The following is a 17,624-nucleotide window of genomic DNA, read 5'->3' on the forward strand; positions in this document are numbered from 1 at the left end:
GCGCGCTCTGCCCTGACCGCGCAGGCACCTCCCACCGGCCGTCGGGAACCGCACACCTGTCGGCCGTAAGTACTCCGGGCTACGGTGCCGGACGGGTTGAGGGTCCCGTCCTGCACCGTGGCCCAGAGGAATTTTCGGGCCCGTTCTCCGGGCCTGTTTCCGGGTCGGACGCCCGATCGGCGACTACGCCGGCGGCCAGGCCAGCAGGGCCCGCGCCGCGACCGCCTCCAGCTCCTCCCGCCCCGCCCCGTCGCGCGACTGCTGGGACATCCCCTGAAGCACCGCCCCGGCGAACCGGGCCAGCGCCCGCGCGTCCGTGTCCGCGGGCAGCGCGCCGGTGGCCATGTCGGCCCGGATCCGGCTCTCGAACATCTCCAGGTTGGCATTGCGCCGCTCGCGCAGGGCCGCCGCCACCTCGTCCGAGGTGGTGTTGATCGCGGCGCTGATCACCAGGCAGCCGCGCGGGTGGGCCGGGTCGGTGTACACCTCCGCCGCCTCGCGCAGGATGCGCTCGACGGCTGCCCGGGCAGTGGGCTCCTCGGCCAGCGCCACGCTCGCGAAGTCCCCGTACCGGCCGCCGTACACGGTCACGACCTCGTCGAAGAGCCTGCGCTTGTCACCGAAGGCCGCGTAGAGGCTGGGCGCGCTGATGCCGAGCAGGGCGGTCAGGTCGGAGATGGAGGTCGCCTCGTAGCCGCGCTCCCAGAAGGCGGTCATCGCCTTGTCGAGGGCGGCGTCGCGGTCGAAGGAACGGGGTCTGCCGCGCTGTCCGGTCACCATGCCCACATTCTATAGCGGGCGCTAAGGAATCTGGTACGGTCCCTTTCTGTAGCGATCACTAGCGATTACGGAGGGGGGCGCGTCATGGGCGTGCTCAAGGGGAAGACGGCACTGGTCACGGGCGGCAGCCGGGGCATCGGACGGGCCGTGGCCGAGCGGCTGGCCAGGGACGGGGCGCTGGTCGCGGTGCACTACGGGCACAACGAGGCGGCGGCGATGGAGACGGTGGCGGGCATCGAGGCGGCCGCCGGGCGCGCCTTCGCGATCGGGGCCGAGCTCGGGGTCCCCGGGGACGCCCTGGCGCTCTGGGCGGCGTACGAGGCCCATCCCGCGCACACCGCGGGCGTGGACATCCTGGTCAACAACGCGGGCGGGGCGACCTTCGCGGGGATCGAGGGGACGGACGAGGACACGTACGACCGGGCGCACGCCCTCAACGCGAAGGCGCCCTTCTTCGTGATCAAGCACGGGCTGGCGCGGCTGCGGGACGGGGGCCGGATCGTGAACGTGACCGGTACGCCGGAGATCGCCCTGCCGGCGATCCTGGCGACGGTCATGGCGAAGGGCGCGGCGAACGCGATGACCCGCTCCCTCGCCGCCGAGCTGGCCCCGCGCGGGATCACCGTGAACTCGGTGGGCCCCGGAATCATCGAGACGGACCTGAACGCGGGCCTGCTCGCGGACGCGGGGACCCGGGCCCACCTGGCCGCCCGCTCGGTCTTCCACCGGGTGGGCACGGCGGAGGAGGTCGCGGACGTGGTGGCGTTCCTGGCCTCGGCGGACTCCCGCTGGGTCACGGGCCAGCACCTGGACGCGACGGGCGGGCTCCAGCTCTCGCTGGTCTAGGAGGCGTCTCGTCGACGGGCCCGGGACCGGGATCCGGATCACGATGGATAACGACGAGACCCCCGCCACGGGCGCCGGCCTCTGCTAGATTGGTCTATACCACACCACCCACTCCAGATCGGCAGGCCCCGCGTGGAAGTTGTCATCGTCCCGGACGCCAAGGCAGGCGGCGAGCTCATCGCGGAGGCCATGGCCGCCCTGGTGCGGCGCAAGCCCGACGCCCTGCTCGGCGTGGCGACCGGCTCTACCCCGCTGCCCATCTACGAAGCCCTCGCCGCCAAGGTCAAGGCCGGTCAGGTCGACGCCTCCCGGGCCCGCATCTGCCAGCTCGACGAGTACGTCGGCCTGCCGGCCGGGCATCCCGAGTCCTACCGCGCCGTCGTACTCCGCGAGGTCGTCGAGCCGCTCGGCCTGTCCGAGGCCTCCTTCATGGGGCCCGACGGCTCGGCGCAGGACATAGTCGGCGCGTGCGAGGCGTACGACCGGGCCCTCGCCGAGGCCGGCGGCGTCGACCTCCAGCTGCTCGGCATCGGCACGGACGGCCACATCGGCTTCAACGAACCGTGCTCCTCGCTCGCCTCCCGCACCCGCATCAAGACGCTGACGGAGCAGACCCGCGTGGACAACGCGCGCTTCTTCGACGACGACCTGGACCAGGTGCCGCACCACGTCATCACCCAGGGCATCGGCACCATCCTCGACGCCCGCCACCTGGTGCTCCTGGCCACGGGCGAGGGCAAGGCCGAGGCGGTCGCGCAGACCGTCGAGGGCCCGCTGTCCGCGCTGGTCCCGGCGTCCGCGCTGCAGTTGCACCGGCACGCGACCGTCGTCGTGGACGAGGCCGCCGCGTCGAAGCTGAAGCTGGCGGACTACTTCCGGCACACGTACGCCAACAAGCCTGCCTGGCAGGGCCTGTAGCCGCACCGGCACGCCGAAGGGTCTGGACCTCCCCTGGGGGCCAGGCCCTTCGACGTGTGCGGGTGCGGAGCCGCTGCGCGGGGCCTTCCGGGCGCTGCCCGCACCCGCGCCTCAACCGCCGGCGGGGCTGGATTTGAGCCGCGCCGGGTTTTGAGGGGGGGGGGGGGCCGCTACGCCCCCGCGATGACTTCCGCCGCGGCTCGGCCGCAGACGCGGGACGCGCCATGCGTGGCGATGTACACCGAGCCCCGCGGCGCGGCCATCGGGAGGCCCATCTCCACCACCACCGTGTCCGGCCGCGCGGCGACCAGCGCTTCCACGGCCCGCTCCATCCACGGGTGCCGGTGCGCGTCCCGGACCACCACGACCACCGTGCGGTCCCCCGCCGCCGCCAGGATGGCCTCCGCCGGGGCTCCCTCCGGGTAGCGGCCCGAGGCTGTCGCGGGGACCAGCGCGGCCAGCTCCTCGGCCACGCCCCACGGCGTCTCGTCGCCCACCGCGATGTTCGCGACCGGGGTCAGCGTCGCCACGTACGGGGCGGAGAGCGGCCGCGGCGCGCCGGTGACGGCGAGGGCGCGGCGGGCCGCCGTCAGCCCGATGCCGGACGCGCGGCTCCCCTCCGGCCGCGCGTCCGGCCGGGCCCGGCAGGTCCACGCGGCGAGCTCGCGGACGCGGGCGGCGGCGTCGGCGAGGCGCTCCTCGGGGAGCGTGCCCTCGCGTACGGCCGCGACCAGCGCGTCGCGCAGCCGCAGGACCGTGGCCTCGTCGGCGAGTCCGCCGCCGACACAGATGGCGTCGGCGCCCGCCGCGATGGCGAGGACCGAGCCGCGCTCGATCCCGTACGTCCCGGCGATGGCGTTCATCTCCATGCCGTCGGTGACGATGAGGCCCTCGTAGCCGAGCTCCTTGCGCAGCAGGCCGGTCAGGATCTGTGGGCTGAGCGTGGCCGGGCGGGTCGGGTCGAGGGCGGGCACCAGGATGTGCGCGCTCATCACGGCCTTGGTGCCGGCCTCGATGGCCGCCTTGAAGGGGATCAGCTCGCGGGCCTGGAGGGTGTCCAGGTCCACGTCGATGCGCGGCAGGGCGTGGTGCGAGTCGACGCTGGTGTCGCCGTGGCCCGGGAAGTGCTTGGTGCACGCGGCGACGCCGGAGGCCTGGAGGCCCTCGACGTAGGCGGCGGTGTGCCGGGCGGCGAGGTGGGTGTCGGCGCCGAAGGACCGTACGCCGATGACGGGGTTGTCCGGGTTGGAGTTGACGTCCGCGGACGGGGCCCAGTTGAGGTTGACCCCGCACTCGGCGAGGCGGCGGCCCAGCTCGCGGGCGACGTCCCGGGTGAGGCCGGTGTCGTCGACGGCGCCGAGGGCCAGGTTGCCGGGGAAGGACGAGCCGCCGCGGACCTCCAGGCGGGTGACGTCGCCGCCCTCCTCGTCGATGGCGACCAGGACGTCGTCCCGTTCGGCGCGCAGCTGTGCGGTCAGCGCGGCGAGCTGCTCGGGCGAGGCGATGTTGCGGCCGAACAGGCCGACGGCGGTGAGGCCTTCGCCGACCCGGCGGAGCAGCCAGGCGGGGGCGGTGGTGCCCTCGAAGCCGGGCTGGAGGACCGCGAGGGCGTCCCGGGTGAGCGTGTCGGTCTGGTGCGCAAGGACAGTCATGGCGGCCGTTATCCCTTCACGGCGCCGGCGGTCATCCCGCCGACTGCCTTGCGCTGGAGGAAGATGAAGATGAGCAGGACCGGGACCGCGAAGAGCGAGGACGCGGCCATGGTGGCGCCCCAGTCGTTGCCGAACGCCGACATGAACTCGGTCAGCCACAGCGGCAGGGTCTGCGCGCTCTTGTCCTTGTTCAGGATCAGGACCATGGCGAACTCGTTCCAGGCCGTGATGAAGCCGAAGAGCGAGGTGGACATCAGGCCGGGGGCCAGCAGCGGGAAGATCACCTTGCGGAAGGCCTGGCCGCGGGTGCAGCCGTCGATCTGGGCGGCCTCCTCCAGGGTCACCGGGACGGCGGCGATGAAGCCGCGCAGGGTCCAGATGGTGAAGGGGAGGATCATCACGAAGTAGATCGCGGTGAGCAGCGGGAGGCTGTTCAGCATCTCGCCGTCGCGGGCGATCATGTACATCGCGATGACCATGACCTCCCAGGGGGCCATCTGGGCCATCATCACGGTGAGGACGAGGCCCTTGCGGCCCTTGAACCTCATGCGGGCGATGGCGAAGCTCGCGGCGAGGGCGACGAGCAGGGCCAGCGCGACGGCGCCGACGGTGACCAGGACGCTGTTGGTGACGTACGTCCAGAAGTTGGAGACCCCGGTGGCCTTGCTGAAGTTGTCGAGCGTCGGGGTGAAGACGAAGACCGGGTCCTTGGTGAGCATCTGGCTCGACGGCTTGAGGGCCGAGGAGAACATCCAGTACACGGGGAAGACGAAGACCAGGGCGAGGAGGAGCGCGCCGAGGTTCTTGGCCACGGCGGCGGGGCGGACCGGCCGGCGCTTGCGGAGCTGCTGCGCGGGCTTCGGCGCGGTGGTGGTGGGGCTGCTCACTGCTCCTCCTCCTGCTTCAGGATCAGGCGGAAGTAGAAGGACATGACGACCACGAGGATCAGGATCGTCAGGACGGAGATCGCGGCGGCGAGGCCGTAGTGGGCCTGGCTCTGGCCCTCGACGTAGGCGAAGACTGGGAGGATCTCGGAGCCGCGGTCGGGGCCGCCCTTGTTCATGGCGTAGACCTGGGTGAAGGCCTTGAACACCCAGATCACCTCAAGGAACGTGGTGATGAGGAAGAACGGCTTGAGGTTCGGGAAGACGATCTTCCAGAAGGTCTGCCAGCCGTTGGCGCCGTCCATCCGGGCGGCCTCGTACAGCTCGGCCCCGACCGTGGTCAGTCCGGCGTACATGTTGAGGGCGACGAAGGGGATGGAGCCCCAGACCACCAGGACGGTGACGATCGTCAGGGTCGAGAGGCCGGTCTGCATCCAGTTGTGCTGCTCGTAGCCGGCGAAGCCGGCGGTGCGCATCACCCAGTTCATGACGCCGAACTGCTCGTCGAAGAGCCACTTGAAGACCTGCACGGAGGCCACGATGGGCATGGCCCAGGCCATCACCAGCGCCATCGAGAGGACCAGGCGCATCTTCTTGCCGAGCCGGTTCAGCAGGATGCCGATGAGGCTGCCGAGCACCATGATCAGCACGACGTTGGCGGCGGTGAAGGCGAAGCTGCGGACGACGACGGTCCAGAAGTCCGCGTCGCCGATCAGCTCGGTGTAGTTGGAGAATCCCGCGAAGGGGTACTTCCGCTGGATGAACTCGATCTTGTTGATGTCCTGGAAGGACAGGATCACGTTCTTGATCAGCGGGTACAGCAGCAGTGTCGCGAGGGCGAGCACCGCGGGCCCGACCAGCAGGTAGGGCAGCCACCCCGAGGGGAGCGACTTTCTGCCCCCGCGAGGAGACTTGGGACCGGGACCGGTCGGGGACGCGGACTTCTCGGGCCGTCCGGCGGACTTCTGTGGTGCGTCCTGTGGAGCGTCGGTCATCGCTCCCTGGGAGTGCACGGTCATGGCGTGGCTTCCTCGCGGTTGACTGTGGAGTCAAATGCGCGACGGGGGGCACGGCGGCGGCCTGGCGCCTGCCGTGCCCCCAGTGCGCTCACACTGCTGGGTGGTGCGTGAACTGCGGGGTGGGACTACTTGTTGATGCGGTTCGCGATTTCCTTGTCCGCGTCCGCGCCCGCCTTGGCGGCGTCCTCACCGTTCAGGACCTTGGTCATGAACTCCTTGATGGGGTTCGGCTCGGTCTCGACGTTCGCCCAGCCCGCGGTGACCGGAGTGATCTTGCCGTTGACGCCGGCCTTGCCCATGGCCTCGGCGAAGGAGCCGGCGGCCGGGGTGAAGTTCGCCCCGGCCTGGTTCGGCAGCAGCGCGCCCTTGGTCTCGGCGGCGTACTTGGTCATCTGGTCCTTGCCTGCGGCGAGGGCCAGCCACTCCTTGGCGAGCTCCTTGTTCTTGGAGCGCTCGGCGATCGCGAGGTTCGAGCCGCCGAGGAAGACGGTGCTGGTCTTGTCCGCGGTCTTGCCCGGGATCGGGAAGTAGCCGAAGTCGGCCTCCTTGCCCGCGTCCTTCAGGGCCTTCTCGGCGCCGCCGGCCTCCCAGCCGAGACCGATCCAGGAGGCGACGCCACCCTTGGGAACGATGTCGGTGGACTGCTGCGGGTTGGCCTCGTCCTTGTCCTTGGGGGCGGTGGAGAAGGACTGGAGCTTCTTGTAGAACTCCACGGCGGAAGCGGCTTGCGGCGTGCCGAGTCCGCCCTTCCACTTGGCGCCGTCCTTGACGGCGAGGTCGCCGCCCTCGTCCCAGACGAAGCCCGCGAGGACGTACCAGCTCTGGCCGGGCAGGTAGATCGGCTGCGAGGCCGGGTCGGCCGCCTTCAGCTTCTCCAGACCGGCGATCCACTCGTCGCGGGTCTTCGGCGGGGTGACGCCGGCCTTCTCGTAGGCCTTCTTGTCGTAGATGACGACGCGGTTGGCGGCGTACCACGGGGCGGAGTAGAGCTTGCCGTCGATCTCGGCCGAGGCGAGCATGCTCTTCTGCCAGGCGTCGGCGCCGAGCTTGGCCTTGTCCTTCGTCAGGTCGGCGAGGCCGCCCGTGACCGCGTAGCCGGCGGTCTGGGTGTTGCCGAGCTCCAGGACGTCCGGCGGGTTGTTCTCGGAGAGGGCCGTGGTGACCTTCTCCTGGATGCCGGTCCACTTCTGCTCTTCGACCTTGACCGTGACACCGGGGTGCTTGGCCGAGAACTCCTTGTTGACCTCGTCGATCCAGGCCTTGGGCGCGGAGCCGTCCATCACCCAGACGGTGATCTCCTTGGCGCCGCCCGCGTCGGTCTTCGCCTTGTCGTCGCCGCCGTCGCCGCACGCCGCGACTCCGACCATCATGCCCGCGACACTGACCGCCGCGATGAGCTTGCGCTTCACGCCACCCTCCTCAGGGATGCCTGCCTGCACTTCCCTCGCCCGCCGCGGTGACATACGCGAAGTACTGCCGTGGGGCCGGGATCTGATCCATATTGGTTTAGACCAGCAGCTGGAGCTTGGCCTAGACCTTTAGGGGTGTCAAGGGTCTAATGAGCGGGTGCCGGGTCCGTTATCGGACCGACACCTGGGCAGAGAGAAGGCCTGTCCCCCCTTACGTGTCACCATGTGACCGCACATATCGGAGGAGCCGGTGACGGCAGCGAAACTGGAGTCGGGAAGGCGGGCGGCGATGGCCACCGAAGGGGCGACCACGGAGCCGGACGGCGGGGCAGCCACCCGCACGGCGCGTGTTCCCAAGTACTACCGACTCAAGCGGCACTTGCTCGACATGACCGAGACCCTGCCACCCGGCACCCCGGTCCCGCCGGAGCGCACGCTCGCGGCCGAATTCGACACCTCGCGGACCACCGTGCGGCAGGCCCTCCAGGAACTGGTCGTAGAGGGACGACTGGAGCGGATCCAGGGCAAAGGCACCTTCGTCGCCAAGCCCAAGGTCTCCCAGGCGCTGCAACTCACCTCGTACACGGAGGACATGCGGGCCCAGGGTCTCGAACCGACCTCCCAGCTCCTCGACATCGGCTACGTGACGGCCGACGACACCCTCGCCGGGCTGCTCAAGATCACCACCGGCGGACGGGTGCTGCGCATCGAGCGGCTGCGCCTGGCCAGCGGCGAGCCGATGGCCATCGAGACCACGCACCTGTCGGCCAAGCGCTTCCCCGCGCTGCGCCGCTCGCTCGCCAAGTACACCTCCCTCTACACCGCCCTCGCCGAGGTGTACGACGTCCACCTGGCCGAGGCCGAGGAGACGATCGAGACCTCGCTGGCCACCCCGCGCGAGGCCGGACTGCTCGGCACCGACGTCGGCCTGCCGATGCTGATGCTGTCGCGGCACTCCCTGGACGCCGACGGCGAACCGGTGGAGTGGGTGCGGTCGGTGTACCGCGGGGACCGGTACAAGTTCGTCGCCCGGCTCAAGCGCCCCGCCGTCTGAGGGCCGGAGCCTCCTTCCGGCGCCCGCCCGACGCCCGCCCCGGCGTCCGTCCCCGCACACCGGCATCCCGAATACCGGAATACGGACGGGGTCTTACGTTCACCGGGTAATCCCCCGTAGATTCCCTGCGCTTACGCAGATGATCGACGAGGGGACGAGGGTCATGCCTGAACCGGAAGCAACAGGGACAGAACGGAACACGGCGAGTCCGGACACCACACCGGGCTCGCCCTCTCCGAAGTCCATCGCCGTGTGGGTGCTCGTCGGACTCGTCGGCGCCCTCGGCTGGGGCGTGCTGGCGCTCTCGCGCGGCGAGGAGATCTCGGCCGCGTGGCTGCTCGCCGCCGCGCTGGGCTCGTACGCCATCGGCTACCGCTTCTACGCGCGCTTCATCGCGGAACGCGTGCTCAAGGTGGACAAGACGCGGGCCACCCCTGCCGAACGCCTTGACAACGGTGTCGACTTCCATCCCACCGACCGCCGGGTGCTCTTCGGCCACCACTTCGCCGCCGTCGCCGGCGCCGGCCCGCTCGTCGGACCGGTGCTCGCCGCGCAGATGGGGTACCTGCCCGGCACCATCTGGATCGTCGCGGGCGTCATCTTCGCCGGCGCCGTGCAGGACATGATCACGCTGTTCTTCTCCACCCGGCGCGACGGCCGCTCGCTCGGCCAGATGGCCCGGGACGAGATCGGCCCCGTCGGCGGAGCCGCCGCCCTGGTCGCCGTGTTCGCCATCATGATCATTCTGCTGGCGGTGCTCGCGCTGGTCATCGTCAACGCCCTGGCGCACTCCCCCTGGGGCGTGTTCTCCATCGGCATGACCATCCCGATCGCCCTCTTCATGGGCTTCTACCTGCGCGTGCTGCGGCCGGGCCGGGTCACCGAGGTCTCCACCATCGGTGTCGCCCTGCTCCTGGTCGCCATCATCGCGGGCGGCTGGGTCGCCGAGTCCTCCTTCGCGGACACCTTCACGCTGGAGAAGGAGACGCTGGTCATCTGGATGGTCGCGTACGGCTTCATCGCGTCGGTGCTGCCGGTGTGGATGCTGCTCGCACCCCGCGACTACCTCTCCACCTTCATGAAGATCGGCACGATCGCGCTGCTCGCGCTGGGCGTGGTCATCGCGATGCCGATGCTGAAGATGCCCTCGGTCACGGACTTCGCCTCGCGCGGCGACGGCCCGGTCTTCGCCGGCTCGATGTTCCCCTTCGTCTTCATCACCATCGCGTGCGGCGCCCTGTCCGGCTTCCACTCGCTGGTCGCCTCGGGCACCACCCCGAAGATGATCCAGAAGGAGACCCAGGTCCGGGTCATCGGCTACGGCGCGATGCTGACCGAGTCCTTCGTCGCCGTCATGGCGATCATCGCGGCGTGCATCATCGAGCCCGGCCTGTTCTTCGCGGTCAACTCCCCCGGCGGGGTCATCGGCACCACCGTCGAGTCGGCCTCGCAGGCGGTCACCAACCTCGGCTTCGCCATCTCCCCCGAGGCCCTGACCCAGGCCGCCAAGGACGTGGAGGAGGCCAGCCTGCTGTCCCGTACGGGTGGCGCTCCGACCTTCGCACTCGGAATGTCGGAGATCTTCTCGTCGGTGATCGGCGGGGCCGGCATGAAGGCCTTCTGGTATCACTTCGCCATCATGTTCGAGGCGCTGTTCATCCTCACCACCCTCGACGCGGGCACCCGCGTCGGCCGGTTCATGCTCCAGGACACCCTCGGCAACCTGCACAAGCCCTTCAAGAACGTCAGCTGGAAGCCCGGCGTCTGGCTGGCGAGCGCCATCGTCGTCGGCGCCTGGGGCTACTTCCTGTGGGTGGGCATCAAGGACCCGCTGGGCGGCATCAACCAGCTGTTCCCGCTGTTCGGCATCGCGAACCAGCTGCTCGCCGCGGTCGCCCTGGCCGTCTGCACCACCCTGCTGGTCAAGTCCGGCCGCCTCAAGTGGGCCTGGGTGACGGCCGTCCCGCTCGTCTGGGACGTGGCCGTGACGCTCACCGCCAGCTACCAGAAGATCTTCTCCGACAACCCGAAGATCGGCTTCTTCGCGCAGCGCAGCACCTACCAGGAGGGCATCGACGCCGGGAAGGTGCTCAAGCCCGCGAAGAACATGGACGAGATGCACACCGTGGTCACCAACGCCACGGTGGACGGCGTGCTGTCGGCCCTCTTCGCACTGCTGATCGTCATCGTGCTCCTGGACGCGGCCCGGACCTGCCTGAAGGCCGTCCGCGCGCCGGAGTCGGTGACCCTCACCGAGGTCCCGTGGACCGAGTCGAAGATCGTCGCCCCGGCCGGGCTGATCCCGACGGTCGAGGAGCGGGCGGAGCTCGCCGCGGCGGGCCTCGACTCGGGCGGCGGACACGTCAAGGAGCCGGTGGCGTGAGCACCGTACGGAGCGCGCTGGCCCGCGCCCGGTTCTACGTACGGGAGTTCTCGGGGGAGGCGGCGTACGACCGGTACGTCGCCCACGCCCGCTCCCACGACCCGGACGCGGAGGTCCTCACCCGCCGTGCCTTCGAACGCGCCCGTACGGACGCGCGCGAGGCGGACCCCCGCGAGGGCTTCGGCTGCTGCTGAGCCGCCCCGCACGCCGCAGGCCCCGCCGGATGCTTCCGGCGGGGCCTGCGGGCCTGTTCAGCGCACCCAGTCCTTGACCCGTCCTGCACACTCGACCGCATGGACATGGTGATCAGAACGGCGCTGCCCGCCGAGTACACGGAACTGGGAGAGATCACGGCGCAGGCCTATCTCGCCGACGGGCATCTGGACTTCAACGAGGACGACGCGTACCTGAACGTGCTGCGCGACGTGGCCGGCCGGGCCGCCCTGGCCGAGGTGCTCGTCGCCGAGCGCGAGGGGCGGATCCTGGGCGGGGTGACCTTCGCCGCACCCGGGAGCCCGCTCGCCGACATCGCCGGCCCGGACGAGGCGGAGTTCCGGATGCTCGCCGTGGCCCACGCGGGGCGCGGCCAGGGCGCCGGCGAGGCTCTGGTGCGGGCGTGCGTCGAGCGGGCGCGGGCGATCGAGGGCGTGTCCGGCATGGTCCTCTCCACCCAACGCAGCATGAGCGGCGCCCACCGGATCTACGCGCGACTGGGCTTCGTACGCGTTCCGGAGCGGGACTGGGCGCCCATTCCGGGCCTGACACTCCTGGCGTATCGGCTCAAGCTGTAGCCACGCCGACACTACATGTGGGGGTTGCCTCACAGAGGCGCCCCCACATGTATGCTCAAGGCTGCTGTCCCGCAGGGGAATCCGGTGTGAATCCGGAACTGTCCCGCAACGGTATGAAGTGTCCGGCCACCGGACACCAAGTCCGATGACCTGCCGACAGCGCGCCCGGCTCGACCGATCCGGGTGCCGACACGTCCGGGCCTCGCGGTTGGGCCGGTGGACGCCATGCGGTGTGTACGCGTTCCTGCCACGCCCGCATGCGCCCGCTCGCGCCCCGCTCCGCCGATGACCGGGCCGAGCGAGGGAGAGCTCCCGCCGTGACCATCGCGCCTTCCGCACCGCGCGCCGAGTCCGTTTCTGGCGACAACACCGAGGGCCCGGGGGCCACGCTGCTGCGTACCCTCACCGAACTTACGGCGGACCTCCCCGACACCGACCCCGGCCGCGTCGCCGCCTCCGCGCTCCGCGGCCGCAGCTCCGCCGCCGATGAGGCCGAACTGCGGGGGCTCGCCACCGAGGCCGCCGCCGGTCTGATCTCCGAGGACCCCGCGTACTCGAAGCTCGCCGCCCGGCTGCTGACGCTGGCCGTGCGCGACGAGGCCGCGGGCCAGGGCTCCACCTCCTTCTCCGCCTCCGTCGAGGTCGGCCACCGCGAGGGCCTCATCGCCGACCGCACGGCCGAGTTCGTGCGGACCCACGCCAACCGCCTGGACGCGCTGGTCGAGCACACCCTCGCCGAGGGCGCCGACGACCGCTTCGGCTTCTTCGGCCTGCGCACCCTGCACAGCCGCTACCTGCTGCGCCACCCGATCACCCGTCAGGTCATCGAGACCCCGCAGTACTTCATGCTCCGCGTGGCCTGTGGCCTCGCCGCGGACGAGAGCGTCCAGGCCGTCGAGGAAGTGGCCTCGCTGTACCGGCTGATGAGCCGCCTCGACTACCTGCCCTCCTCCCCCACCCTCTTCAACTCCGGCACCCGGCACCCGCAGATGTCCTCCTGCTACCTGCTGGACTCCCCGCTGGACGAGCTCGACTCGATCTACGACCGCTACCACCAGGTGGCGCGCCTGTCGAAGCACGCGGGCGGCATCGGCCTGTCGTACTCCCGCATCCGCGCCCGCGGTTCCCTGATCCGCGGCACCAACGGCCACTCCAACGGCATCGTGCCGTTCCTGAAGACCCTCGACGCCTCCGTCGCCGCCGTGAACCAGGGCGGCCGGCGCAAGGGCGCCGCCGCCGTCTACCTGGAGACCTGGCACGCGGACATCGAGGAGTTCCTGGAGCTCCGCGACAACACCGGTGAGGACCAGCGCCGTACGCACAACCTGAACCTCGCCCACTGGGTCCCGGACGAGTTCATGCGGCGCGTGAACGCGGACGCCGAGTGGTCGCTGTTCTCCCCGGCCGACGTGCCCGAGCTGGTCGACCTGTGGGGCGACGAGTTCGACGCCGCCTACCGCAAGGCCGAGGCCGAGGGACTGGCCCGCAAGACCATGCCCGCCCGCGACCTGTACGGCCGGATGATGCGCACCCTCGCGCAGACCGGCCAGGGCTGGATGACGTTCAAGGACGCCTCCAACCGCACGGCGAACCAGACCGCCGAGCCGGGCACGGTCGTCCACTCCTCCAACCTCTGCACCGAGATCATCGAGGTCACCAACGACGGCGAGACGGCCGTCTGCAACCTCGGCTCGGTCAACCTCGGCGCGTTCGTGCTGACGGAGACGGGCGAGATCGACTGGGAGCGGCTGGACGAGACCGTCCGCACCGCCGTGACCTTCCTCGACCGCGTGGTGGACATCAACTTCTACCCGACCGAGCAGGCCGGCCGCTCCAACGCCCGCTGGCGCCCGGTGGGCCTGGGCGCCATGGGCCTCCAGGACGTCTTCTTCAAGCTGAGGCTGCCCTTCGACTCCCCCGAGGCGAAGGCCCTCTCCACCAAGCTCTCCGAGCGCATCATGCTCGCGGCGTACGAGGCCTCGTGCGACCTGGCCGAGCGCAGTGGCCCGCTGCCGGCCTGGGAGCAGACCCGCACCGCGCGCGGCGTCCTGCACCCGGACCACTACGAGACCGAGCTGAACTGGCCGGAGCGCTGGGAGGCGCTGCGCGCCCGCGTCGCGAAGTCCGGCATGCGCAACTCGCTGCTCCTCGCCATCGCCCCGACGGCCACGATCGCCTCGATCGCCGGCGTGTACGAGTGCATCGAGCCGCAGGTCTCCAACCTCTTCAAGCGCGAGACGCTCAGCGGTGAGTTCCTCCAGGTGAACGGCTACCTGGTGGAGGAGCTGAAGGCGCTCGGCGTGTGGGACGCCCAGACCCGCGAGGCGCTGCGCGAGTCCTCCGGCTCGGTCCAGGGCTTCGGCTGGATCCCGGCGGAGGTCCGCGAGCTGTACCGCACGGCGTGGGAGATCCCGCAGCGCGGTCTGATCGACATGGCGGCGGCCCGTACGCCGTTCCTGGACCAGTCGCAGTCGCTGAACCTGTTCCTGGAGACGCCCACCATCGGCAAGCTCAGCTCGATGTACGCGTACGCCTGGAAGCAGGGCCTGAAGACCACCTACTACCTGCGCTCGCGCCCCGCGACGAAGATCGCCCGTGCCGCGTCCGCGTCCGCCGTCCCGGCGGCCGCCACCCCGCTCCCGCAGGCCGTCGACGCCGACGCTCTGGCCTGCTCCCTTGAGAACCCCGAGTCCTGCGAGGCCTGCCAGTAATGAGCTCCAACGACGACAAGAACCTCCTGGACCCGGGCTTCGAGCTCACGCTCCGCCCGATGCGCTACCCCGACTTCTACGAGCGCTACCGGGACGCGATCAAGAACACGTGGACGGTGGAGGAGGTCGACCTCCACTCGGACGTCGCGGACCTCGCGAAGCTGACGCCGGCCGAGCAGCACATGATCGGCCGTCTGGTCGCGTTCTTCGCGACGGGCGACTCGATCGTCTCGAACAACCTGGTGCTGACGCTCTACAAGCACATCAACTCCCCGGAGGCGCGCCTGTACCTGTCGCGCCAGCTGTTCGAGGAGGCCGTGCACGTCCAGTTCTACCTGACGCTGCTCGACACCTACCTGCCCGACCCGGACGACCGGGCGGCCGCGTTCGACGCGGTCGAGGAGATCCCCTCCATCCGCGAGAAGGCGCAGTTCTGCTTCAAGTGGATGGACTCGGTCGAGAAGATCGACCGGCTGGAGACGCAGGCCGACCGCCGCCGCTTCCTGCTGAACCTGATCTGCTTCGCCGCGTGCATCGAGGGCCTGTTCTTCTACGGCGCCTTCGCGTACGTGTACTGGTTCCGCTCGCGCGGCCTGCTGCACGGCCTGGCCACCGGCACCAACTGGGTGTTCCGTGACGAGACCATGCACATGAACTTCGCCTTCGAGGTCGTGGACACGGTCCGCAAGGAGGAGCCGGAGCTTTTCGACGACGCCCTCCAGCAGCAGGTCACCGACATGCTCAAGGAGGCCGTGGAGGCGGAGCTGCAGTTCGGCCGCGACCTGTGCGGCGACGGCCTGCCGGGCATGAACACCGAGTCGATGCGCGAGTACCTGGAGTGCGTCGCGGACCAGCGTCTGGTCCGCCTCGGCTTCGCGCCGGTGTACGGCTCGCAGAACCCGTTCTCCTTCATGGAGCTCCAGGGTGTCCAGGAGCTGACGAACTTCTTCGAGCGTCGTCCGTCGGCCTACCAGGTCGCGGTCGAGGGCACGGTCGACCTGGACGAGGACTTCTAGAGGACTTCCAGAGGACTTCTGAGGGTCCTGCGGCCCCACGGGCCGGGACGCGGTGAACGCCGCGAAGCCGGGATGCGGTTCACCACCGCGTCCCGGCTTCTCGCGTTTCCGGCGCCCGATCGTCCGGCTTCCCGTGTGCGCGGTCGCCCCCGCTCAGTGGGCGACGGGGCCCCAGTGCATTCCGGCGTGCCGGGCGCGGGGCCGGCGGACGGTCGGCGGCATGCCGCCCGCCTTCTGGCGGGGCAGCCACACGAGCCGGCTCTCGACGGCCCGTAGCTGGCGGTCGATCCGCCGGTCGCGCAGGACCCCGTACAGGCTGGGGGCGAGCACCAGGGCGGCGACGGCGAGGACGGTGAGGTAGCTCAGGAACGTGTTCATGTCTCTACTTTCCTCCCGCTGGGAAAACTCGCACAGTGGCAGGACTGTCATGAAAGAACGAATTACTGCCACACTGGAGGCATGCTGACCAACGTGGCCGTGGCCCTCCTCGACGAGATCGCCGCCTTCGAGTTCGGGATCTTCTGCGAAGTCTTCGGAATCGACCGCAGCGACCACGGGCTGCCGGTGTACGACTTCGCCGTCTGCGCGGCGGAGGAAGGCCCCCTGACCATGTCCGGTACCGGTTTCACGGTCTCCCCGGAACACGGGCTGGAGCGGCTGGAGAGCGCCGACCTGATCTGCGTGCCCGCCTTCCGGGACGCGGGCACCCGCGTGTACCCGGAAGCGCTCATGGAGGCGCTGCGCCGCGGGGTGGACCGGGGAGCGCGGGTGCTCAGCGTGTGCAGCGGGGCGTACGTGCTCGGGGCGGCGGGGCTGCTGGACGGCCGGCACTGCACCACGCACTGGATGCACGCCGCGACGCTGGCCCGGCGCTTCCCGCGGGCCCTGGTCGACCCGGACGTGCTCTACGTCGACGCGGGCCCGGTGATCACCTCCGCCGGCACCGCCTCCGGCATCGACGCCTGCCTGCACCTCGTCCGCCAGGAGCACGGGGCGGAGGTGGCCAACACCATCGCGCGGCGGATGGTCGTACCTCCCCACCGGGACGGCGGGCAGGCCCAGTACATCGAGCGGCCGCTGCCGCGCACCTCCTGCGACACCGTCGGCGAGGTGATCGAGTGGATGGCCCGCCACCTGGACGAGGAGATCACCGTCGAGCAGCTCGCGGCGCGCGCGCACATGTCACCGCGCACCTTCGCCCGCCGCTTCCTCCAGGAGACCGGCACCACCCCGTACAAGTGGGTGCTTCGCCAGCGGGTCCTGCTCGCGCAGGAGCTGCTGGAGGCGACCGACGAGACGGTGGACGCGATCGCCGGCCGCTGCGGCTTCGGCAACGCGGCCGCGCTGCGCCACCACTTCCTGCGGACCCTGGGCACCACGCCGAATTCCTTCCGGCGCGCCTTCCGGGGCCCGCAGGCGGCCTAGCGGGCCGTAGGGGCTACGCGTTCGGGACGGTCTCGTAGCGCGGGGTGCCCTCTTCCATCTGCCGCAGGGCGTCCTTGCGGTCCCGCTTCGAGAGGCGGTCGATGTAGAGGTAGCCGTACAGGTGATCGGTCTCGTGCTGGAGGCAGCGGGCGAAGTAGCCGGTGCCGCGCACCTTGATCGGGTTGCCCTGGGCGTCCTGGCCCTCCACCTCGGCGTAGTCCGGGCGGGCCAGCGAGGCGTAGGCGGTCGGGACCGACAGGCAGCCCTCGTTCGAGTCGTCCAGCACCCGGGTGTCGGCGGGCAGCTCGACGAGCTTCGGGTTGACCACGACACCGGTGTGCCGCACACCGTCGTCGTCCGGGCAGTCGTAGACGAAGACCTTGGCGTCCACACCGATCTGGTTCGCGGCCAGGCCCACGCCCTCGGCGGCCTTCTGGCTGGCGAACATGTCGTCGATCAGCTGCGCCAGCTCTTCGCCGAACTCGGTGACGTCCTTGCACTCGCGGTGCAGGACCGGGTTGCCGACGACGGTGATCGGGCGGGCGGTGCCGCGCTCACGGTGGGCGAGCTCGCGCTCGGCACAGTCCTCCGTGTCCACGACGTACCCGTCGTTCACGACCTCGACGCCGACTACCTCGTTCTCCTGCTGCGACATGTCCGCCGTACGCCTTCCGTAAGTCCAAGTCACCGGTGGTCGCCAATGGCCACCGATGTGCCCGTACAGCCTACGGCCCTG

16 protein-coding genes and 1 riboswitch are annotated in these 17,624 nt (G+C 70.4%); of the genes, 9 read left to right on the forward strand and 7 right to left on the reverse strand.

Annotated elements, in window-relative coordinates; all coding sequences use genetic code 11:
• Positions 1 to 183 precede the first annotated feature (183 nt).
• On the reverse strand, positions 184 to 780 hold the full coding sequence (locus IF88_RS0111215) for a TetR/AcrR family transcriptional regulator (protein WP_030709874.1): 597 nt from the start codon (positions 778 to 780) through the stop codon (positions 184 to 186).
• 84 nt (positions 781 to 864) lie between these two features.
• Between IF88_RS0111215 and IF88_RS0111220 the strand changes: the two genes are divergently transcribed.
• Positions 865 to 1,626, forward strand: coding sequence for an SDR family oxidoreductase (locus IF88_RS0111220; protein WP_030709876.1), 762 nt, complete (start codon positions 865 to 867; stop codon positions 1,624 to 1,626).
• A gap of 132 nt (positions 1,627 to 1,758) precedes the next feature.
• Positions 1,759 to 2,544: a glucosamine-6-phosphate deaminase gene (gene nagB / locus IF88_RS0111225; protein ID WP_030709878.1), complete on the forward strand. Its 786-nt coding sequence runs from the start codon at positions 1,759 to 1,761 to the stop codon at positions 2,542 to 2,544.
• Positions 2,545 to 2,714: 170 nt separating this feature from the next.
• Here the strand turns inward: nagB and IF88_RS0111230 are convergent, their stop codons facing one another.
• From IF88_RS0111230 to IF88_RS0111245, 4 genes are all read right to left on the reverse strand, one after another.
• Positions 2,715 to 4,196 (reverse strand): glycoside hydrolase family 3 protein, encoded by a 1,482-nt coding sequence (locus tag IF88_RS0111230; protein ID WP_030709880.1) that lies wholly within the window; start codon positions 4,194 to 4,196, stop codon positions 2,715 to 2,717.
• Between the two features lie 8 nt (positions 4,197 to 4,204).
• The gene (locus IF88_RS0111235; protein WP_078892838.1) at positions 4,205 to 5,083 is read right to left on the reverse strand and encodes a carbohydrate ABC transporter permease; all 879 of its coding nucleotides are present in this window, start codon (positions 5,081 to 5,083) and stop codon (positions 4,205 to 4,207) included.
• On the reverse strand, positions 5,080 to 6,099 hold the full coding sequence (locus IF88_RS0111240) for a carbohydrate ABC transporter permease (protein WP_030709884.1): 1,020 nt from the start codon (positions 6,097 to 6,099) through the stop codon (positions 5,080 to 5,082). The genes IF88_RS0111235 and IF88_RS0111240 overlap by 4 nt, the downstream gene beginning before the upstream one ends.
• Before the next feature lie 125 nt (positions 6,100 to 6,224).
• The gene (locus tag IF88_RS0111245) at positions 6,225 to 7,508 is read right to left on the reverse strand and encodes an extracellular solute-binding protein (protein ID WP_030709886.1); all 1,284 of its coding nucleotides are present in this window, start codon (positions 7,506 to 7,508) and stop codon (positions 6,225 to 6,227) included.
• A gap of 289 nt (positions 7,509 to 7,797) precedes the next feature.
• Here IF88_RS0111245 and IF88_RS0111250 point away from each other — a divergent pair, with 289 nt between their 5' ends.
• From IF88_RS0111250 to IF88_RS0111275, 6 genes are all read left to right on the forward strand, one after another.
• Positions 7,798 to 8,562, forward strand: a complete 765-nt coding sequence (locus IF88_RS0111250; protein ID WP_030709888.1) for a GntR family transcriptional regulator — start codon at positions 7,798 to 7,800, stop codon at positions 8,560 to 8,562.
• A 139-nt stretch (positions 8,563 to 8,701) separates the two neighbouring features.
• Complete coding sequence (locus IF88_RS0111255) at positions 8,702 to 10,945, forward strand: carbon starvation CstA family protein (RefSeq protein WP_420710936.1); 2,244 nt, start codon at positions 8,702 to 8,704, stop codon at positions 10,943 to 10,945.
• Positions 10,942 to 11,139: a YbdD/YjiX family protein gene (locus tag IF88_RS0111260; protein WP_030709892.1), complete on the forward strand. Its 198-nt coding sequence runs from the start codon at positions 10,942 to 10,944 to the stop codon at positions 11,137 to 11,139. The genes IF88_RS0111255 and IF88_RS0111260 overlap by 4 nt, the downstream gene beginning before the upstream one ends.
• 99 nt (positions 11,140 to 11,238) lie before the next feature.
• The gene (locus IF88_RS0111265) at positions 11,239 to 11,736 is read left to right on the forward strand and encodes a GNAT family N-acetyltransferase (RefSeq protein ID WP_030709894.1); all 498 of its coding nucleotides are present in this window, start codon (positions 11,239 to 11,241) and stop codon (positions 11,734 to 11,736) included.
• A 41-nt stretch (positions 11,737 to 11,777) separates the two neighbouring features.
• A riboswitch (cobalamin riboswitch) is annotated at positions 11,778 to 11,909 on the forward strand.
• A gap of 144 nt (positions 11,910 to 12,053) precedes the next feature.
• On the forward strand, positions 12,054 to 14,447 hold the full coding sequence (locus tag IF88_RS0111270) for a ribonucleoside-diphosphate reductase subunit alpha (RefSeq protein WP_030709896.1): 2,394 nt from the start codon (positions 12,054 to 12,056) through the stop codon (positions 14,445 to 14,447).
• A complete protein-coding gene (locus IF88_RS0111275; RefSeq protein WP_030709898.1) occupies positions 14,447 to 15,463 on the forward strand; it encodes a ribonucleotide-diphosphate reductase subunit beta in 1,017 nt (338 codons plus the stop codon). The genes IF88_RS0111270 and IF88_RS0111275 overlap by 1 nt, the downstream gene beginning before the upstream one ends.
• A 153-nt stretch (positions 15,464 to 15,616) precedes the next feature.
• Here the strand turns inward: IF88_RS0111275 and IF88_RS40200 are convergent, their stop codons facing one another.
• Positions 15,617 to 15,841, reverse strand: coding sequence for a hypothetical protein (locus IF88_RS40200; protein WP_037805704.1), 225 nt, complete (start codon positions 15,839 to 15,841; stop codon positions 15,617 to 15,619).
• An 81-nt stretch (positions 15,842 to 15,922) separates the two neighbouring features.
• Between IF88_RS40200 and IF88_RS0111285 the strand changes: the two genes are divergently transcribed.
• Positions 15,923 to 16,888 carry a helix-turn-helix domain-containing protein gene (locus IF88_RS0111285; protein WP_030709900.1) on the forward strand — a complete coding sequence of 322 codons (966 nt, stop codon included), beginning with the start codon at positions 15,923 to 15,925 and terminating at the stop codon, positions 16,886 to 16,888.
• Positions 16,889 to 16,901: 13 nt separating this feature from the next.
• On the opposite strand, the gene def is transcribed toward IF88_RS0111285, so the two are convergent.
• Positions 16,902 to 17,543: a peptide deformylase gene (gene def / locus IF88_RS0111290; protein ID WP_030709902.1), complete on the reverse strand. Its 642-nt coding sequence runs from the start codon at positions 17,541 to 17,543 to the stop codon at positions 16,902 to 16,904.
• Positions 17,544 to 17,624: the final 81 nt, after the last annotated feature.

This window comes from Streptomyces sp. NRRL F-2580, assembly GCF_000720115.1.
In the GTDB taxonomy this organism is placed as follows: domain Bacteria; phylum Actinomycetota; class Actinomycetes; order Streptomycetales; family Streptomycetaceae; genus Streptomyces.